This window comes from Stenotrophomonas rhizophila (genome assembly GCF_007667275.1).
Lineage (GTDB): Bacteria > Pseudomonadota > Gammaproteobacteria > Xanthomonadales > Xanthomonadaceae > Stenotrophomonas > Stenotrophomonas maltophilia_AE.
On record NZ_VDQT01000005.1, the window covers coordinates 312,773 to 329,890 of the forward strand.

A 17,118-nucleotide genomic window follows, 5' to 3' on the forward strand; every position below is an offset into this window, starting at 1 on the left:
GCCGCATGATCCGCCGCCTTCACGACACCAATGACCTGGTGCGCGCCTTCCCGCGCGTGCACTTCGTCGGCATCGGCGGCACCGGCATGAGCGGCATCGCCGAAGTGATGCTGACCCTGGGCTATGAAGTGTCCGGTTCGGACAATGCCGACAATGCCGCCACCCGTCGCCTGGCCGGGCTGGGTGCGCGGGTGATGCGCGGCCACTCGGCTGCCAACGTGCTGGGCACCGACTGCGTGGTGGTCTCCAGCGCGATCCGCGAGGACAACCCGGAGCTGATGGAAGCGCGCAGCCAGCGCATTCCGATCATGCCGCGTGCGGCGATGCTGGCCGAACTGATGCGCTTCCGCCGCGGCATCGCCGTGGCCGGTACCCATGGCAAGACCACCACCACCAGCCTGGCCGCGGCGGTGCTGAGCGAGGGCGGACTGGATCCGACCTTCGTCATCGGCGGGCAGCTGCTGGCGGCGGGCGCCAATGCCAAGCTGGGCAGCGGGCAGTGGCTGGTGGCCGAGGCCGATGAGAGCGATGGCAGCTTCCTGCGCCTGAATCCGCTGGTCTCGGTGATCACCAACATCGATGCCGACCACCTGGAAAACTACGGCAACGATTTCGCCCGGGTCCAGGCCGCGTTCGCCGAGTTCCTGCAGCGCCTGCCGTTCTACGGGCTGGCGGTGCTGTGCATCGACGATCCGGAAGTGGCTGCGCTGGCCGCGCAGACCCCGCGCCACGTGATGAGCTACGGCATGAGCGCGCACGCCGACGTGCGCGCCGAGAACGTGGTCCAGGACGGCGCCCGCATGCGCTTCACGCTGCGCCTGCCGCAGGGCACCAGCCAGGACGTGGTGCTGGCCCTGCCGGGTCGCCACAACGTGCTCAACGCCCTGGCCGCCGCTGCGGTGGGCTGGCAGCTGGGCGTGGCTCCGGACGCCATCGCGCGCGCGTTGGAAAGCTTCGCCGGCGTCGGCCGCCGCTTCAACGACCTGGGCGAAGTCACCACCGCCACCGGCGCCAAGGTGCGGGTCATCGACGATTACGGCCACCACCCCAGTGAACTGGAAGCGGTGTTCGCCGCCGCCCGCGGTGGCTGGAGCGACAAGCGCCTGGTCGTGGCCTTCCAGCCGCACCGCTACAGCCGCACCCGCGACCAGTTCGACAAGTTCGCCGCCGTGCTTTCCAGCGTCGACGCGCTGGTGCTGTGCCAGGTCTACCCGGCCGGCGAAGAGCCGATTGCCGGCGCCGATTCGCATGCGCTGGCCCGCGCCATCCGCGCCCGCGGCCGCAGCGAGCCGGTCGTGGTGGGCAGGGCCATCGAGCTGGCCAGCGTGCTGCCCGACGTGCTCCAGGACGGCGACCTGCTGCTGATGATGGGCGCGGGCGACATCGGCGCGGTGGCCACCCACATTGCGGTGGAAGGCTTCAGCAGCGAGGTGCAGGCATGAGCGCGCTGACCTTCCCGCCGCTGCGCACCACCGACCCGGCCGTGTTCGGCCGCGTGGCGGTGCTGCTGGGCGGCACCTCCAGCGAACGCGAGGTGTCGCTGGATTCCGGCCGCAACGTGATCGAGGCGCTGCGCGCGCGCGGCGTCAACGCCACCGCCGTGGACGGCATTCCGGCGCTGGCCCTGGCGCTGGTGGAAAAACGCTTCGACCGCGTCTTCAACATCCTGCACGGCCACAACGGTGGCGGTGAGGACGGCATCGTGCAGGGGCTGATGGAAGCCTTCGGCGTGCCGTACACCGGCTCGGACGTGCTCGGCTCGGCGCTGGGCATGGACAAGATCCGCACCAAGCAGGTCTGGCTGTCGCTGGGCCTGCCCACGCCGCAGTACCGCAAGGTCACGGCCGAGAACGTGCACGCCAGCGCGGTCGAGCTCGGCCTGCCGGTGGTGGTCAAGCCGGCCAACGAAGGCTCCAGCGTCGGCATCAGCCGGGTCACCGATGACGCCGGCCTGGACGACGCCGTCGCCCTGGCCGCGCGCTACGACGGCCAGCTGCTGATGGAACAGATGGTGGTGGGCGACGAACTGACCGTGGGCATCCTCGGCGACCAGGCGCTGCCGTCGATCCGGATCGTGCCCAAGGGCCAGTGGTACGACTACAACGCCAAGTACATCGCCGATGACACCCAGTACCTGTGCCCGGGCCTGGACGGCGACGACGAGGTGGAAATCCGCCGCATCGCGCTCGAGGCCTTCCGTGCCGCGGGCTGCCGCGGCTGGGGCCGGGTCGACGTGATGCGCGACCGCGCCAGTGGCCGCTTCTACCTGCTCGAGGTCAACACCGCCCCGGGCATGACCAGCCATTCGCTGGTGCCGAAGGCAGCCGGCCAAGCCGGGATTGGCTTTGAAGAGCTGGTCTGGCGCGTGCTCGAGCAGACCCTCCCGGCCGGTTTCGGCAACGTGGAGGCCGCCCACGCATGAACGCGGTGCTGCGCATCTTCGTCTGGTTGCTGGCCCTGTCGCTGGTGGCGCTGCCCGTGGTGGCGGTGCTCAACGGCTGGGTCGGTGCCGAACGCTGGCCGTTGGCCAAGCTGCGCGTGCACGGTGAATTCAAGCGGGTGCCGGCCGAGCAGCTGCAGCAGGTGGTGCTGCCGTATGCGAAGTCCGGCTTCTTCGCGGTCAAGCTGCAGGACGCGCAGGACGCGATCGAAACCCTGCCGTGGGTGGAAAGCGCGCAGGTCCGCAAGCAGTGGCCCGATGTGCTGGAAATCACTCTGGTCGAGCACAAGCCGTTCGCGCGCTGGGGCAAGGACCGGCTGCTGTCCGAGCAGGGCAAGCTGTTCGCCACCCCGCAGAAGCTGCAGGACCTGAAGCTGCCCGACCTGGACGGCCCGGATACCCAGACCGAAGAAGTGGTGGCGCTGTACAACGATGCGCGCGCGCTGTTCGCGCCGGCCGGGGTCGACGTGACCCGGGTCAGCATGGACGCACGCGGCAGCTGGTCGCTGCAGCTGAGCAACGGCACCGAAGTGGTGGTCGGCCGCGACGACGCGCGCTCGCGCCTGCAGCGCTTCGTGCGCGTACTGCCGCAGCTGGCCAACCAGCAGGTGCCGATCGAACGCGCCGACCTCCGCTACACCAATGGTTTCACGCTGAGCTGGGGAACTCCCCCGGCCCCGGCCGCGCCGGCCAATGTGGCGCAACGCACGCAGGACAGGACATGAATCGCAAGGGTGACAAATCACTGATCGTCGGTCTGGACATCGGCACCTCCAAGGTGGTGGCGCTGGTCGGCGAGTATTCGCCGGGCAATCCGATCGAGGTCATCGGCATCGGTTCGCACGAATCGCGCGGGCTCAAGCGCGGCGTGGTGGTGGACATCGAATCGACCGTGCAGTCGATCCAGCGCGCGGTCGAAGAAGCCGAGCTGATGGCCGGCTGCGAGATCCGCTCGGTGTATGCCTCGATCTCCGGCAACCACGTGCAGTGCAAGAACTCGCCGGGGATCGTGCCGATCCGCGACGGCGAAGTGACATGGGGCGACCTGGACCGGGTGCTCGACGCGGCCAAGGCGGTCGCAATTCCGGCCGACCAGAAGATCCTGCACGCCATCCCGCGCGAGTACGTGCTGGACGATTCGCAGGAAGGCATCCGCAACCCGGTCGGCATGACCGGCGTGCGCCTGGAGGTGCATGCGCACCTGGTGGTGTGCGCGCAGTCGGCCGCGGCCAACATCAGCAAGTGCGTGCAGCGCTGCGGCCTGCAGGTGGACGACCTGGTGCTGTCCTCGCTGGCCTCCAGCGTGGCGGTGCTGACCGCCGACGAGCGCGAGCTGGGCGTAGTGCTGGTCGACATGGGCGCCGGCACCACCGACCTGGCCGTGTTCGTGCAGGGCGCGATCTGCCACACCGCGTCGCTGCCGATCGCCGGCGACCACGTCACCAACGACATCGCGCACATGCTGCGCACGCCGACCCCGGAAGCCGAGCAGATCAAGGTGCGTTATGCCTGCGCCCTGGCCCAGCTGGCCACCGCCGAGGAAAGCATCCAGGTGCCCAGCGTCGGCGATCGTCCGCCGCGCCGGATGCCGCGGCACGCGCTGGCCCAGGCGGTGCAGGGTCGCTACGAGGAAATCTTCGAAATGGTGCAGGCCGAACTGCGCCGTTCCGGCTTCGAGGAACTTGTGCGCGCCGGCATGGTGCTCACCGGTGGCGCCTCGAAGATGGAAGGCGTAGTCGAGCTGGCCGAGGAAATGCTGCAGATGCCGGTCCGCGTGGGCATCCCACAGCACGTCACCGGGCTGGGCGAAGTGGTCGGCAACCCGGTGCACGCCACCGGCGTGGGCCTGCTGCTGATGGGCAGCCAGATCGAACACCCGCGCCGTCCATCGCTGCCCACCGGGCGCGCGGGCAGCATGTTCAACAAGCTCAAGACATGGTTCCGCGGCGAGTTCTGACGCGGCACCACAACGCGGCGACGCGTGTTTCAAACCGGCCCCCGCCGGCGCAACAGGAAAGCAACACACAACCCACACAGCCGCAACGGCAACATGCAGCGCAATGGCAGGACGCCAACGCGCCCATGCCAACCAGAAGCGGATATAACGAGGACACGGACATGGCGCATTTCGAACTGATTGAGAAGATGGCACCCAATGCGGTGATCAAGGTGATCGGCGTGGGCGGCGGCGGCGGCAACGCCGTGGCGCACATGGTCAGCACCAGCGTGGACGGCGTGGAATTCATCACCGCCAACACCGACTCGCAGGCCATCAAGAATTGCGGTGCCAAGCTGCAGCTGCAGCTCGGTACCAACGTCACCAAGGGCCTGGGCGCAGGCGCGAATCCGGAAGTGGGCCGCCAGGCCGCGCTGGAAGACCGCGAGCGCATCATGGACGCCCTGCAGGGTGCGGACATGGTGTTCATCACCGCGGGCATGGGCGGTGGCACCGGTACCGGCGCGGCGCCGGTGGTGGCACAGCTGGCCAAGGAGATGGGCATCCTGACCGTGGCCGTGGTCACCAAGCCGTTCCCGTTCGAAGGCCGTCGCCGCATGCAGGTTGCGCTGAAGGGCATCGAAGAGCTGAGCCAGCACTGCGACTCGCTGATCACCATCCCGAACGAAAAGCTGATCACCGTGCTGGGCCGCAACGCCACCATGATCCAGGCTTTCCGTGCCGCCAACGACGTCCTCCAGGGCGCCGTGCAGGGCATCGCCGACCTGATCGTGCGCCCGGGCCTGATCAACGTCGACTTCGCCGACGTGCGCACCGTCATGTCCGAAATGGGCCTGGCGATGATGGGTACCGGCACCGCCCGTGGCGATGACCGCGCCCAGGCCGCCGCCGAAGCCGCCATCCAGAACCCGCTGCTGGACGATGTGAACCTGGCCGGTGCCAACGGCATCCTGGTCAACATCACCGCCGGCGCCGACTTCACCATGGCCGAGTTCGACGAGATCGGCCGCACCATCGACGGCTTCGCCTCCGAAGACGCCACCGTGGTGGTCGGTACCGTGCTGGATCCGGACATGCAGGACGAGGTCCGCGTCACCGTGGTCGCTACCGGCCTGAACCGTGCCGTCGCGTCCAAGACCCAGCGTCCGGGCGAGCGCGCGCCGATCAAGCTGGTCCGCAACGCCACCACCGGCCAGCCGGAGTTCGGCGATTTCGACAACGGCGGCGATGCGGTGTCCAAGGCCGTCGGCGGCATGGGCCTGGGCCTGCGTCGTCCCAGCGCCGACACCGTGGCCGCATCGGCACCGTCGTCGAGCCCGGCCGCGGCCGAGCTGCCCAACGATTACCTGGACATCCCGGCGTTCCTGCGCCGCCAGGCGGACTGAGGATCGCCAGCCGGGGCCTTGTCCTCCCCGGTGCGCGCCTCCATGTCCCTTGCTGCCGGGCCAGGATGGGCCCGGCAGTCTGCCGCCTCCGGTTCAGAAAGGAGCGGTGGTAGTGCGTGTTATTCTTGTTTGTCACTGCCGCGTTGACAGCGCGCTTCCCCCGGTCGGCCCATGATTCCCCAACGCACCCTCAAGAACACGATCCGCGCCACTGGCGTTGGCCTGCACAGCGGTGACAAGGTCTACATGACCCTGCGCCCGGCACCGGTCAACCACGGCATCGTGTTCCGGCGCGTGGACCTGGACCCGGTGGTGGAAGTGCCGGCGCGTGCCGATCTGGTCACCGAAGTGACCCTGTGCACCGGGCTGACCTGCAACGACGCCAAGATCCAGACCGTCGAACACCTGATGTCGGCCCTGGCCGGCCTGGGCGTGGACAACATCATCGTGGAACTGTCCTCGGCCGAACTGCCGATCATGGACGGGTCCTCCGGTCCGTTCGTGTTCCTGCTGCAGTCGGCGGGCATCGCCGAACAGGACGCGCCGAAGCGTTTCATCCGCATCCTCAAGACGGTCGAAGTCACCGACGGCGACAAGGTCGCCCGCTTCTCGCCCTACGAGGGCTACAAGCTCGGTTTCACCATCCAGTTCGACCATCCGATGATCCCGGCCAAGCAGTCGCGTGCCGAGATCGAGTTCTCCACGGCCGCCTACACCCGGGAAATCTCCCGCGCGCGTACGTTCGGTTTCATGCGCGACCTGGAGTACATGCGCGAGCGCAACCTGGGCCTGGGCGGGTCGATGGACAACGCCATCGTCCTCGACGAATTCCGCGTGCTCAACGACGACGGCCTGCGTTACGCCGACGAATTCGTGCGCCACAAGATCCTCGATGCGATCGGCGACCTGTACCTGGCCGGTGGCCAGGTGCTGGGTGCCTACGAAGGCTTCAAGTCCGGGCATGCGCTCAACAACAAGCTGGTGCGTGCGCTGCTGGCCGATGCCAGCGCCTGGGAGTGGGTCAGCTATGACGCCCCGGGCAGCGAGGTACCCGTGGTGTACGGCGTGCCGGCCTACGCGTGACCTCGCCGTAGCGCGTAACTGATTGAATCATATGAAAAAAGGACGGCGCCTCGGGCGCCGTTCCGCGTTCTGGCGCACGCGCGGGCGTGAAATTAATGTCAATGAACCGTCTACGTACCGTCGTCACGTTTTTGTGAACCGGGTCGGGTTTCTGTCTGAATTTAACGTCTTTTTAATAAAAGACTAACGACTGGCGGACCCAGCACCGCTACGATGGCCGCCGGCTCCCTGCCAGATTCACAAGATCGTGACGACGACGGGGAACGGGCGGGACGCCCTGATGCCTGCAGGCGTGGGTCACTCCACATCCTTCAGGCAAGCCAACGCGTCGCGTAGCCCTTTGTGCGTGGCGGCTGAAACTGCGTGGGGGCCATTCCTGTTGTCGATCGCTGGGGAGCGTGGAGGAGGGGCAGCCGCAGTTTTGACGGTCACCTTGGTGACCTTCAGCCCGATGGAACGGGCCGCGTCGATCAACTGTGCTTCGGCAAGCCGGACCTTGGCGTGCCACACAGCGGAGTCGACGACAAAAACGAGGTGTTCGCCGTTTACATTCGCCAGCCGGCAACGGGTGGCCAGGGTGGGCGGCAAATGGGGGCGCAACTGACGGTCCAGCGCATCGAGCCACAGGGCACGACGCAGCGGATTGCCGGCTTTGTCTCCCATGACTGCATCCAGCGCCGGCTTCGGTGTTGATGCAGGACGGGCACTGGATTTCGGCTCAGACATGAAAACTCACTGATGGCATTTAAAAAGATCGTAATCAAAACGCGTGAAGGACAGGCCAAGACGCCGCTTGCGCGTTTGCGTTTCTACTTCGAGGACAGGCCCCGTGCCCTGCTGGGCAGCGTGCTTGGCCTGGGCTGCCTGATCGGCTTCGGTGCCGGTCTGGGTGGCAGCATGTTCAATGATTCCCGGCTCCACGCCAAGGTCGCCCAGCAGGAACGCGACCTGGCCAAGGCCCAGCAGGACGCCCAGACCCAGGTCAATGCGCTCGCCGCCCGCATGGGTGAGCTGCAGGCGCAGGCCACCCGGCTCAACGCCCTGGGCGAACGCCTGACCCAGATGGGCAAGCTGGAAGACGGCGAGTTCGACTTCAACGAGACCCCCGGCCTCGGTGAAGGCGAACCCGGCCCGACCCAGGACATCCCGGTCAACGAGGTCAACGCCGACTTACAGGTGCTGGAGCAGCGCTTCGCTGCTTCAGGTCGCCAGCTGTCGGTGATGGAGTCGCTGCTGTTCGACCACCAGCTGGAACAGAACGCGGTGCCGGGTCGCATGCCGATCCGCAACAGCTACGTGACCTCCGGCTTCGGCGGCCGCAATGACCCGTTCGGTCGCGGTCGCGGCAACCACAAGGGCATGGACTTCCACGCCAAGGTCGGTGATCCGGTGATGTCGGTGGCCGACGGCGTGGTCAGCTTCTCCGGCGTGAAGGGCGGCTACGGCAACGTGGTCGACGTCGACCACGGCAACGGCTACGTCACCCGCTACGCGCACAACTCGCGCCTGGTGGTGAAGGCCGGCGACCTGGTCCGGGCCGGGCAGGAAGTGGCCAAGGCCGGCTCCACGGGCCGTTCCACTGGTGCCCACGTGCACTTCGAGGTCTGGGAACGCGGCCAGGTGGTCAATCCGCGCAAATTCCTGGGTGATGGCGGCAATACCCCGGTCGGGCGGGTCTCCCGCGGCTGAGGAGGTCATCTGGCGGATCGAAGGCGCTTGAAACCCAGCGCCCTCGTCCCAAGCTACAATGGGTGTTGCCATAGACAGGGCGCGATGCGCCCTGTTTCGTTTGCGGCGGGCGGCTCCGGGTGGAGCGTCGCCGTTGGGGCGTCTCATTCCAACCGGTTCCTTCAATGATCAACAGCCTGCTTACCCGCGTCTTTGGCAGTCGTAACGAACGCCAGCTGCGCCAGCTCAACCGCATCGTCGCCAAGATCAATGCGTTGGAGCCGGACATCGAAAAGCTCTCCGACGAGCAGCTCAAAGCCAAGACCCCGGAATTCAAGCAGCGCATCGCTGACGGTGAAGCCCTGGACAAGGTGCTCCCGGAAGCCTTCGCGGTCTGCCGCGAAGCCAGCCGCCGCGTGCTCGGCATGCGCCACTACGACGTCCAGCTGATCGGCGGCATGGTCCTGCACCTGGGCAAGATCGCCGAAATGCGCACCGGTGAAGGCAAGACCCTGGTGGCCACGCTGCCGGTGTACCTGAACGCGCTGGAAGGCAAGGGCGTGCACGTGGTCACCGTGAACGACTACCTGGCCCGCCGCGACTCGGCGCAGATGGGCAAGCTGTACAACTGGCTGGGCATGAGCGTCGGCGTGGTCTACCCGGGCATGCCGCACAGCGACAAGCGTGAGGCCTACGCCAGCGACATCACCTACGGCACCAACAACGAATTCGGCTTCGACTACCTGCGCGACAACATGGCGCTGTCGCGTGCCGACCGCTACCAGCGCGGCCTGCACTACGCCATCGTCGACGAAGTCGACTCGATCCTGATCGACGAAGCGCGCACCCCGCTGATCATCTCCGGACCGGCCGACGACTCCCCGGAGCTGTACATCCGCGTCAACCGCGTGGTGCCCAGCCTGATCCGCCAGGAAGCCGAAGAAGGCGAAGGCGACTTCTGGGTCGACGAGAAGGGCAAGCAGGTGCACCTGTCCGAAGCGGGCATGGAGCACGCCGAGCAGCTGCTGGTCGAGGCCGGCATCCTCAGCGCCGAGACCGAAGGCCTGTACGCGGCGCAGAACCTGACCGTGGTCCACCACCTCAATGCCGCGCTGCGCGCGCACGCCATCTACCAGCGCGACGTCGATTACATCGTGCGCGATGGCGAAGTGGTGATCGTGGACGAATTCACCGGCCGTACCCTGGCCGGGCGTCGCTGGTCGGACGGCCTGCACCAGGCGGTGGAAGCGAAGGAAGGCGTGCCGGTCCAGCGCGAGAACCAGACCCTGGCCAGCATCACCTTCCAGAACCTGTTCCGCATGTACAAGAAGCTGTCCGGCATGACCGGTACGGCCGACACCGAAGCCTACGAATTCCAGAGCATCTACGGCCTGGAAGTGGTGGTCATCCCGACCAACCGCCCGACCATCCGCAAGGACTCGCCGGACCAGGTCTTCCTCAACCGCAACGGCAAGTTCAACGCCGTGCTGGCCGACATCCAGGAATGCAACTCGCGCGGCCAGCCCGTGCTGGTCGGCACCACCTCGATCGAAACCTCGGAAATGCTGTCCGAGCACCTGCGCAAGGCCGGCGTGCACCATGAAGTGCTCAACGCCAAGCAGCACGATCGCGAAGCGACCATCATCGCCAACGCCGGCATGCCCGGTGCGGTGACCATCGCCACCAACATGGCCGGTCGCGGTACCGACATCGTGCTGGGCGGTTCGCTGGAAGCGCAGCTGCACGCGCTGGGCGAAGAAGCCACCGACGCGCAGCGCGCCCAGGTCAAGGCCGACTGGCAGGCCCGCCACGAGCAGGTCAAGAGCGCCGGCGGACTGCACATCGTGGGTACCGAGCGCCACGAATCGCGCCGTATCGACAACCAGCTGCGTGGTCGTTCCGGCCGCCAGGGCGATCCGGGTTCGTCGCGCTTCTACCTGTCGCTGGAAGACAACCTGATGCGCATCTTCGCCTCGGACTGGGTCCAGAAGGCGATGCGCATGATGGGCATGAAGGAAGACGACGTCATCGAAGACCGCCTGGTCAGCCGCCAGATCGAAAAGGCGCAGCGCAAGGTCGAAGCGCACAACTTCGACATCCGCAAGAACCTGCTCGACTTCGACGACGTCAACAACGACCAGCGCAAGGTCATCTACGCCCAGCGCGATGAACTGCTCGACGCCGAGTCGGTGAAGGACAACGTCGACGGCATCCGTGGCGACGTCATCTTCGACATCGTGGCGCGCTTCGTGCCGCCGAACTCGATCGACGAGCAGTGGGACCTGCCGGGCCTGGAGGCTACCCTGGCCTCGGAGCTGGGCGTGCAGATGGACGTCACCGGGCTGGTCAAGCAGCACGAGGAACTCGACGCCGAAGCCATCGCCAACAAGGTGCAGGCGCGGGTGGACGAGCACTTCGAGCAGAAGGAAACCGGCGTCGGCGAAGAGACCATGCGCGCGCTGGAAAAGCACGTCATGCTCACCGTGCTCGACCAGAGCTGGAAGGAGCACCTGGCGCGCATGGATTACCTGCGCCAGGGCATCTACCTGCGCGGCTACGCGCAGAAGCAGCCCAAGCAGGAATACAAGAAGGAAGCCTTCGAGCTGTTCTCGGAAATGCTGGAGAACGTCAAGCGCGAAGTGGTGACCCTGCTCGCGCGCGTGCGCATCCGCAGCGAAGAGGAAGTGGCGGCGCTGGAAGCGGCCGAACGCCAGCAGGCCGAAGCGCGCCTGCTGCAGTCGCAGTTCCAGCACCAGAACGTGGGCGGCTACGGCGCCGACGAAGAAGCCGCGGAAGTCGAAGCGCAGCGCAACGGCGTCGGCCAGGTCACCCGCGAGGAGCCCAAGGTCGGCCGCAATGATCCGTGTCCCTGCGGCAGCGGCAAGAAGTACAAGCACTGCCACGGTCAGCTGACCTGATCTGAAAACCCCGCGAAAGCGGGGTTTTTTTTGCGCCCCGCGTGCAACGCGACGGGAAGACGCAGATGTTCTGTGATCTACACCACACAACGTCAGGTTTCAGGAAAAACTGACAAGAAACAGCGGGACATGCCCACCCGTGTGTCAGATCACGCCGACTGGCTCAACTACGACATCCCACTATCGTTTCAGCCCCTGTTGCGAGCATTGCATTCGCGACGGGGCCAGCGCGCCACTGCGCGTTCCCCTGATTCGCCATCCATGGAGCTTCATGAACAGGATTTATCGCCTGGTGTTCAACCACGCCACCGGCCAGATGCAGGTTGCATCCGAACTTACCTCCACACATTCCGCGTCCGCAGCGGCCACCGGCGGCGCACGCCGTCGTTCCTCCCTCAGTGCCGCCATGCTGGTCGCGCTGGGTCTTTCGGCCGCGTCCCTGCCTTCGGCGTTCGCCGCGGTCTACGACTTCACCGCGCACGAGACCATCACCGACACCCGCGGCTATGTCGATGGGTTCCGTGTCGGTCCCAACGGCAAGGTGCTGGTTGACCTGCGCGACGGCGGCAAGCTGACCTCCAACGGCCCGGTGTCGTTCGGCACCGCGGCCGGCAGCAACAGTGAGCTTCGCCTGTACGGTCCCACGTCCGCGCTGACCGTCAACGGTGCCGTGGTGCGCGTGGGTGAAGCCGGCACCGGCGCCCTGCGCCTGTACAACGGTGCCCAGACCACGATGGGGTCGACACTGTCGCTCGGCTATCTCGCCGGCGGCACCGGTATCGTCCAGGTGGACGACGCGGGCTCGCTGCTGACCGCGCGCCAGCTGCTGGTCGGTCGCGAGGGAGTCGGCTACCTCACCGTCACCAAGGGTGCGCGCGTCGAGACCACGTTGGCCGCGCCGCCGGTCGGCAATTCGTTCGCGATGAGCATCGGCAACGCAGCCGGCAGCGTCGGCACGGTCAATGTGGTCTCGGGCGGCGAGCTGCTGGTCCGCGACAACGAGCTGCGCGTCGGTGAGGCCGGCAAGGGTGCGTTGTTCGTCAACAGCGGCAGCGTCAATGTCGGTCGCAACCTGGTCATCGGTGCCGCCGGCACCGGCGAAGGCAAGGTGGAAGTGCGCAACAAGGGCAGCGTGGCCGCGCAGCTGATCAGCGTCGGCGAAGCGCAGAATGCAGTCGGCTCGCTGCTGGCCAGCGGCGCGGGTACCACGATCACCACGGATGCGCTGCGCGTCTCGGGCAACGGCAACGGCCTGCTGCGTGTCGAAGAGGGCGCCCAGGTGGCGGTCGCCGGCAACGTCACCGCAGAAGACAACCAGGGCCTGCCCAGCACCGACGCCCGCACCGGCCGCATCGAGGTGACGGGGCCCGGCTCGCTGCTCAGCGGCGACCGCGTCATCTCCAGCACGCAGCTGCTGGTCGAGAACGGTGGTGAAATCCGCTCCAACTCGGCGCGTATCCGCGACTCGCTCAGCGCCAGCGGCACCGCCATGCTGACCGGCGCCGGCAGCCGCTGGACCAACCAGGGCGAGCTGGACATCCGCACGGGGGTGAACGTACTCGACGGCGCGCGGATCAACACCGGCACGCTGCTGGTGTCCGGAGGCAGCAATACGATGACCTTCGCGATCAAGGTCGTGGACGAGCAGGTCCGCGTAAGCGGCGCCGGCTCGGTCATCGAGGCCACCGGCGACATCACTGTCGGCAGCCATCTGGTCGGCGAACCGTTCGGGTTCCTCAACCTGGCAAACGGCGGTCGCGTGGAGGCGGGTGGCGACCTGGTCCTGGGGACGTCGGGCTTCGTGGTCCTCGGTGGAGGCCTCGATACCTGGTCGGTGGTGGATGGCAGCCCGGTCTGGGCCACGGCCGAGTCGGCCGGCCTGCCCGGCAGCGCGGATATCGTCATGCAGGGCGGCGGCAGCGCGCTGGTGTTGAACCACACCGACGAGATCACCCTGGGCAACACGCTGCGCGGGTCCGGCGGCCGTATCGCCAACGTTGCCGGTACCACCACCTTGAACGGCGATCTGGCCGACTTCAGTGGCACGGTCGATGTGAGCGGTGGCACCCTGCGCATCGATGGCGACATGTATACCGGGGAGAACCTCGCGCCTGGCAGCCAGTCGCCGGTCCAATGGTCGCAGGTGTCCGGCGGCACGCTGGTGCTCAACGGCAGTGCGGGCTTCAACCGGACCATCAACTACGGCAACGAGAGCAAGGTGGAGCGCAGCTCGTTGCTGGTGATCCGCGACGGCGGTGTGCTTGCGGGCAATGCAACGATCGGTGGGGCCGAGGTCCATAACGGCGGCGTGCTCTCGCCGGGCGATGGCGGCATCGGCACGATCAACATCGAGGGCAATCTTTATTTCAATACGGGCGGCGTGACGGCGGACAGCGTCGCACGCAAGGCGTTCTATGACGTCGACCTGCTCGGGAACGGGCAATCCGACTTCATCAAGGTCACCGGCACGGCTTTCATCGGCAAGGGGGCTGGCCTGGGGGGCATCGCGGGCGCTACCGGTGTGCGGGTCACCGGCCTGGATCCGGGTGCCAGTTACCAGAACGGCCACACCTACACGATCCTCAACGCCGCGGAAGGCCTCAAGGGGGGCTTCGACGATGCGATCTCCAACTCGGCATTCATCACGCCGACGCTGACCCAGACCGGAAACGATGTGCTGCTGACCATCGCGGTGAATGCCCCGGTGACGCCGGTCGACCCGGTTCCTCCCGTCGACCCCGGCATCCCCGTGACCCCGGTCGCCCCCGTCGACCCCGGTACTCCGGTCACGCCGGGCACCCCGGGCGTGACCCCGCCGATCGTGTTCGGCGCGGTCGCCGTCACCGGCAACCAGCGCGCCACCGCGGCCGCGCTGGATTCGCTGCAGCAGTCCGGCGACGCGCTGGCCCTCTACAACGGCCTGTTGATGCTGGACGAGGCGGGTGCGCTGGTTGCCTTCGATGACCTGGGGGGCGAGCTGCACGCCAGCAAGCGGGCGCTGCTGCTGGACGACCGCTTCCTGCGCGAAGGCATCTCCCAGCGCCTGCGCCCGACCCCGGACACCAAGCTCGACGGCTCCTCGGTGTGGGTGGCCGGCAGTGGCGCCTCCAAGCGGCAGGACGGTGACGGCACCGCCTCGCGCACCCAGGAGACCCGCCAGGGCCTGATCGTGGGCTACGACTGGACCTTCGGCGACCGCTGGACCGTCGGCGTGGCCGGCGGCCCGGAATCGCTGCGCCAGCAGATCCGCGATCGCAGTGCGATCACCGAGGTCGATGCGGTGCACGGTGGTCTGTATGCCGGCTTCCGCGGCGAGCAGGCCTGGATCAACGGTGGCGCCAGTTATGCCGACTACGCGCTGGAAACCCGCCGCGAGCTGGGTGCCGGCACGTCCTGGGAGCAGACCCTGGACAGCCGTCATGACGCGCACGCGGTGTCGGCGTTCGCCGAAGGCGGTTGGGACATCCAGCTCGACGCGCTGACCCTGACCCCGTACCTGGCCGTGGCCTACGCCCGCCTGTCCAGCGACGCCGCCGTTGAAACCGGCGGCACCGCAGCGTTGTCGGTGTCGTCCAGCAAGGACGAAGCCTGGACCACCACCGCCGGCATCCGCGCCGCGTGGGACATCAGCGGCGGCGAGACCGACGGCGCCCGCCTGGAGGCCGGCCTGGCCTGGCAGAACGCCGCCGGCGAACTGCGTGCCGACTCGCGCAACCGCTTCGTGGCGGGCAGCGACAGCTTCACCGTCAGCGGCCTGCCGCTGGCGCGCAACGTGGGCATCGCCGAACTGGGCGTGTCGGTGAACACCTCCGACAACAGCCGCCTGTCGATGTTCGCGCAGGGCCGTGCCGGCGATGGCCAGCGCGAAGTGGGGGCCCAGCTGAACTGGAACGTGGCGTTCTGATCGAACCCGCCTCCTGAACCACCCGAAGGGCCCCGCATGGGGCCCTTCGTCTGTCCGGCATTGCGCATGCACCGGCCGATTGGGCATTCTGGCCGCATGCCATCCCCCAAACGATCGATCCACGTCGTGGCCGGCGTCATCACCGACGCCCGCGGCCGCATCCTGCTCAACCGCCGTACCGAGAACCGCGACATGCCTGGCCTGTGGGAGTTCCCGGGCGGCAAGCGTGAGCAGGGCGAAACCTCCGAACAGGCGCTGGTGCGCGAACTGCGCGAGGAGCTGGGGATCGAAGCCGAGGTCGGCGACTGGATCATGGACGTGCCCCAGCTCTACCCGGACAAGCACCTGCGCCTGGAAGTGCGGCATATCCGCAGCTGGAAGGGCTCGCCGCGCGGCCGCGAAGGCCAGGCGATCACGTGGGTGGCGCCGGACAGGCTGTCGCGCTATTCGATGCCGCCGGCCGACCTTCCGGTAGTGGCGGCCCTGCGCCATCCGGACCGCTACCTGATCACGCCCGAGCCGACGACCGATGACGCCGCCGCGCACCAGGACTGGTACGCGCGTCTGGCACGCGCGCTGGAGGCCGGCGTTCGCCGCGTGCAGCTGCGCACCCCGGCCAGCCCCGCCCGCGTAGCGTTGGCCGAACAGGCCGTGGCACGCCATCGCGGCAGCGTGCAGTGGCTGCTCAACCGCGATATCGAGCTGGCGCGCCGGCTTGGCGTGGGCGTGCACCTGGGCGCTGAACAGCTGCTGCAGCTCGACGCGCGGCCGTTGCCGGCCGACCAGCTGGTGGCCGCGTCCTGCCATGACCTGGCGCAACTGCAGGCGGCGCAGCGGCTGGGCTGCGACTTCGCCGTGCTGGGCCCGGTCCAGGCCACCGACAGCCATCGTGGCGCCACCCCGATGGGGTGGGAGGCCTTCGAAGCGCTGCGCGCCCAGGTGTCCCTGCCGATCTACGCGCTGGGCGGCCTGGGCGCCGACGACATCGTGCAGGCGCGCCGCCACGGCGCGCAGGGCGTAGCTGCAATACGGGCGTACTGGCCCGCTTGACGCGGCGCAGCCATGCAGGACGTGGCCCTACCGGTCCCCAGCGTAGAGCCACGCCCTGCGTGGCTGCCGTGCCAGACCCAGGCGTTACAGCGTGATCCAGAAGCACCCGTACTGACGCCGCAGCCCGAACACCGTCCGCGCCGGGGTGGCGGTACTGCCCAGCGTCTGTTCCAGCCGCAAGCCGATCGGACGCGGCCTGCCGACCGGCGGCGCGGTCGCCTCCACCGCCTCGGCCAGCGTCGCGTTGGGATCCACCGGCAACGGTGCAGGGGCGACCGGCGCCTCCGGGTAGACCGGTGCGATATCGATCAGCGGCCGCTGCACCACCGATTCCAGCCGGCCGATGATCTGGTTGGCGGTGGCGTCGGAGACGTTGCCCCACAGGTAGATCGACGACAGCCGGTTGACGTCCTGCAGGCTGACCGCGTCGCGGATCTGCCCGGTGAGTTCACTCAGCCGGCGCGCACACCCGGCACGGTAGATACCCGTGTTGCCCACCGAGGAGGCGCGCGCCGGCATCCGCGCGGTGGCGCCCAGCGCGTCGCAGCTGCGGTCGGTGAACACCGTTTCACCCTGCGCGTTGGTGCACCGGTTCACGCGCTGCGCCTGCGCGTGGGCCCACGGGGCCCAGCACAGCATGCACAGCGATATCAGCAGCATCACGAACGATCTCATCGCAGCAGGGTAGCGGCGCCTGCGTTATCTGCAAGCCA

Annotated in this window: 12 protein-coding genes; 10 read left to right on the forward strand and 2 right to left on the reverse strand. The window is 67.7% G+C overall.

Features of this window, described 5'->3' with window-relative positions; all coding sequences use genetic code 11:
• The first annotated feature begins 5 nt into the window (after window positions 1-5).
• The 6 genes from murC (at window position 6) to lpxC (ending at window position 6,865) form a co-directional block, all read left to right on the forward strand.
• Window positions 6-1,442: a UDP-N-acetylmuramate--L-alanine ligase gene (gene murC / locus FSZ13_RS16610; RefSeq protein WP_145481528.1), complete on the forward strand. Its 1,437-nt coding sequence runs from the start codon at window positions 6-8 to the stop codon at window positions 1,440-1,442.
• The gene (locus tag FSZ13_RS16615) at window positions 1,439-2,422 is read left to right on the forward strand and encodes a D-alanine--D-alanine ligase (protein WP_145481529.1); all 984 of its coding nucleotides are present in this window, start codon (window positions 1,439-1,441) and stop codon (window positions 2,420-2,422) included. The genes murC and FSZ13_RS16615 overlap by 4 nt, the downstream gene beginning before the upstream one ends.
• Window positions 2,419-3,165 (forward strand): cell division protein FtsQ/DivIB, encoded by a 747-nt coding sequence (locus FSZ13_RS16620; protein ID WP_145481530.1) that lies wholly within the window; start codon window positions 2,419-2,421, stop codon window positions 3,163-3,165. The genes FSZ13_RS16615 and FSZ13_RS16620 overlap by 4 nt, the downstream gene beginning before the upstream one ends.
• The gene (ftsA, locus tag FSZ13_RS16625; RefSeq protein WP_068849240.1) at window positions 3,162-4,397 is read left to right on the forward strand and encodes a cell division protein FtsA; all 1,236 of its coding nucleotides are present in this window, start codon (window positions 3,162-3,164) and stop codon (window positions 4,395-4,397) included. Before FSZ13_RS16620 ends, ftsA begins: the two co-directional genes overlap by 4 nt.
• A gap of 161 nt (window positions 4,398-4,558) precedes the next feature.
• A complete protein-coding gene (gene ftsZ, locus FSZ13_RS16630) occupies window positions 4,559-5,782 on the forward strand; it encodes a cell division protein FtsZ (RefSeq protein WP_145481531.1) in 1,224 nt (407 codons plus the stop codon).
• 171 nt (window positions 5,783-5,953) lie between these two features.
• The gene (gene lpxC, locus FSZ13_RS16635) at window positions 5,954-6,865 is read left to right on the forward strand and encodes a UDP-3-O-acyl-N-acetylglucosamine deacetylase (protein WP_145481532.1); all 912 of its coding nucleotides are present in this window, start codon (window positions 5,954-5,956) and stop codon (window positions 6,863-6,865) included.
• Window positions 6,866-7,162: 297 nt separating this feature from the next.
• Here the strand turns inward: lpxC and FSZ13_RS16640 are convergent, their stop codons facing one another.
• A complete protein-coding gene (locus tag FSZ13_RS16640; RefSeq protein ID WP_145481533.1) occupies window positions 7,163-7,591 on the reverse strand; it encodes a DUF721 domain-containing protein in 429 nt (142 codons plus the stop codon).
• A 12-nt stretch (window positions 7,592-7,603) separates the two neighbouring features.
• Here FSZ13_RS16640 and FSZ13_RS16645 point away from each other — a divergent pair, with 12 nt between their 5' ends.
• The 4 genes from FSZ13_RS16645 to FSZ13_RS16660 all read left to right on the forward strand — a co-directional run bounded on the left by FSZ13_RS16645 (window position 7,604) and on the right by FSZ13_RS16660 (window position 16,405).
• Window positions 7,604-8,554 carry a M23 family metallopeptidase gene (locus FSZ13_RS16645; RefSeq protein ID WP_145481534.1) on the forward strand — a complete coding sequence of 317 codons (951 nt, stop codon included), beginning with the start codon at window positions 7,604-7,606 and terminating at the stop codon, window positions 8,552-8,554.
• Between the two features lie 164 nt (window positions 8,555-8,718).
• Window positions 8,719-11,451: a preprotein translocase subunit SecA gene (gene secA / locus FSZ13_RS16650; RefSeq protein ID WP_145481535.1), complete on the forward strand. Its 2,733-nt coding sequence runs from the start codon at window positions 8,719-8,721 to the stop codon at window positions 11,449-11,451.
• A gap of 271 nt (window positions 11,452-11,722) precedes the next feature.
• Window positions 11,723-15,355 (forward strand): autotransporter domain-containing protein, encoded by a 3,633-nt coding sequence (locus FSZ13_RS18835; protein ID WP_145481536.1) that lies wholly within the window; start codon window positions 11,723-11,725, stop codon window positions 15,353-15,355.
• Window positions 15,356-15,451: 96 nt separating this feature from the next.
• Window positions 15,452-16,405, forward strand: coding sequence for a Nudix family hydrolase (locus tag FSZ13_RS16660; protein ID WP_145481537.1), 954 nt, complete (start codon window positions 15,452-15,454; stop codon window positions 16,403-16,405).
• 84 nt (window positions 16,406-16,489) lie between these two features.
• Here the strand turns inward: FSZ13_RS16660 and FSZ13_RS16665 are convergent, their stop codons facing one another.
• Entirely contained in the window at window positions 16,490-17,080 is a 591-nt protein-coding gene (locus FSZ13_RS16665) for a DUF4124 domain-containing protein (RefSeq protein WP_145481538.1), read from the reverse strand.
• Window positions 17,081-17,118: the final 38 nt, after the last annotated feature.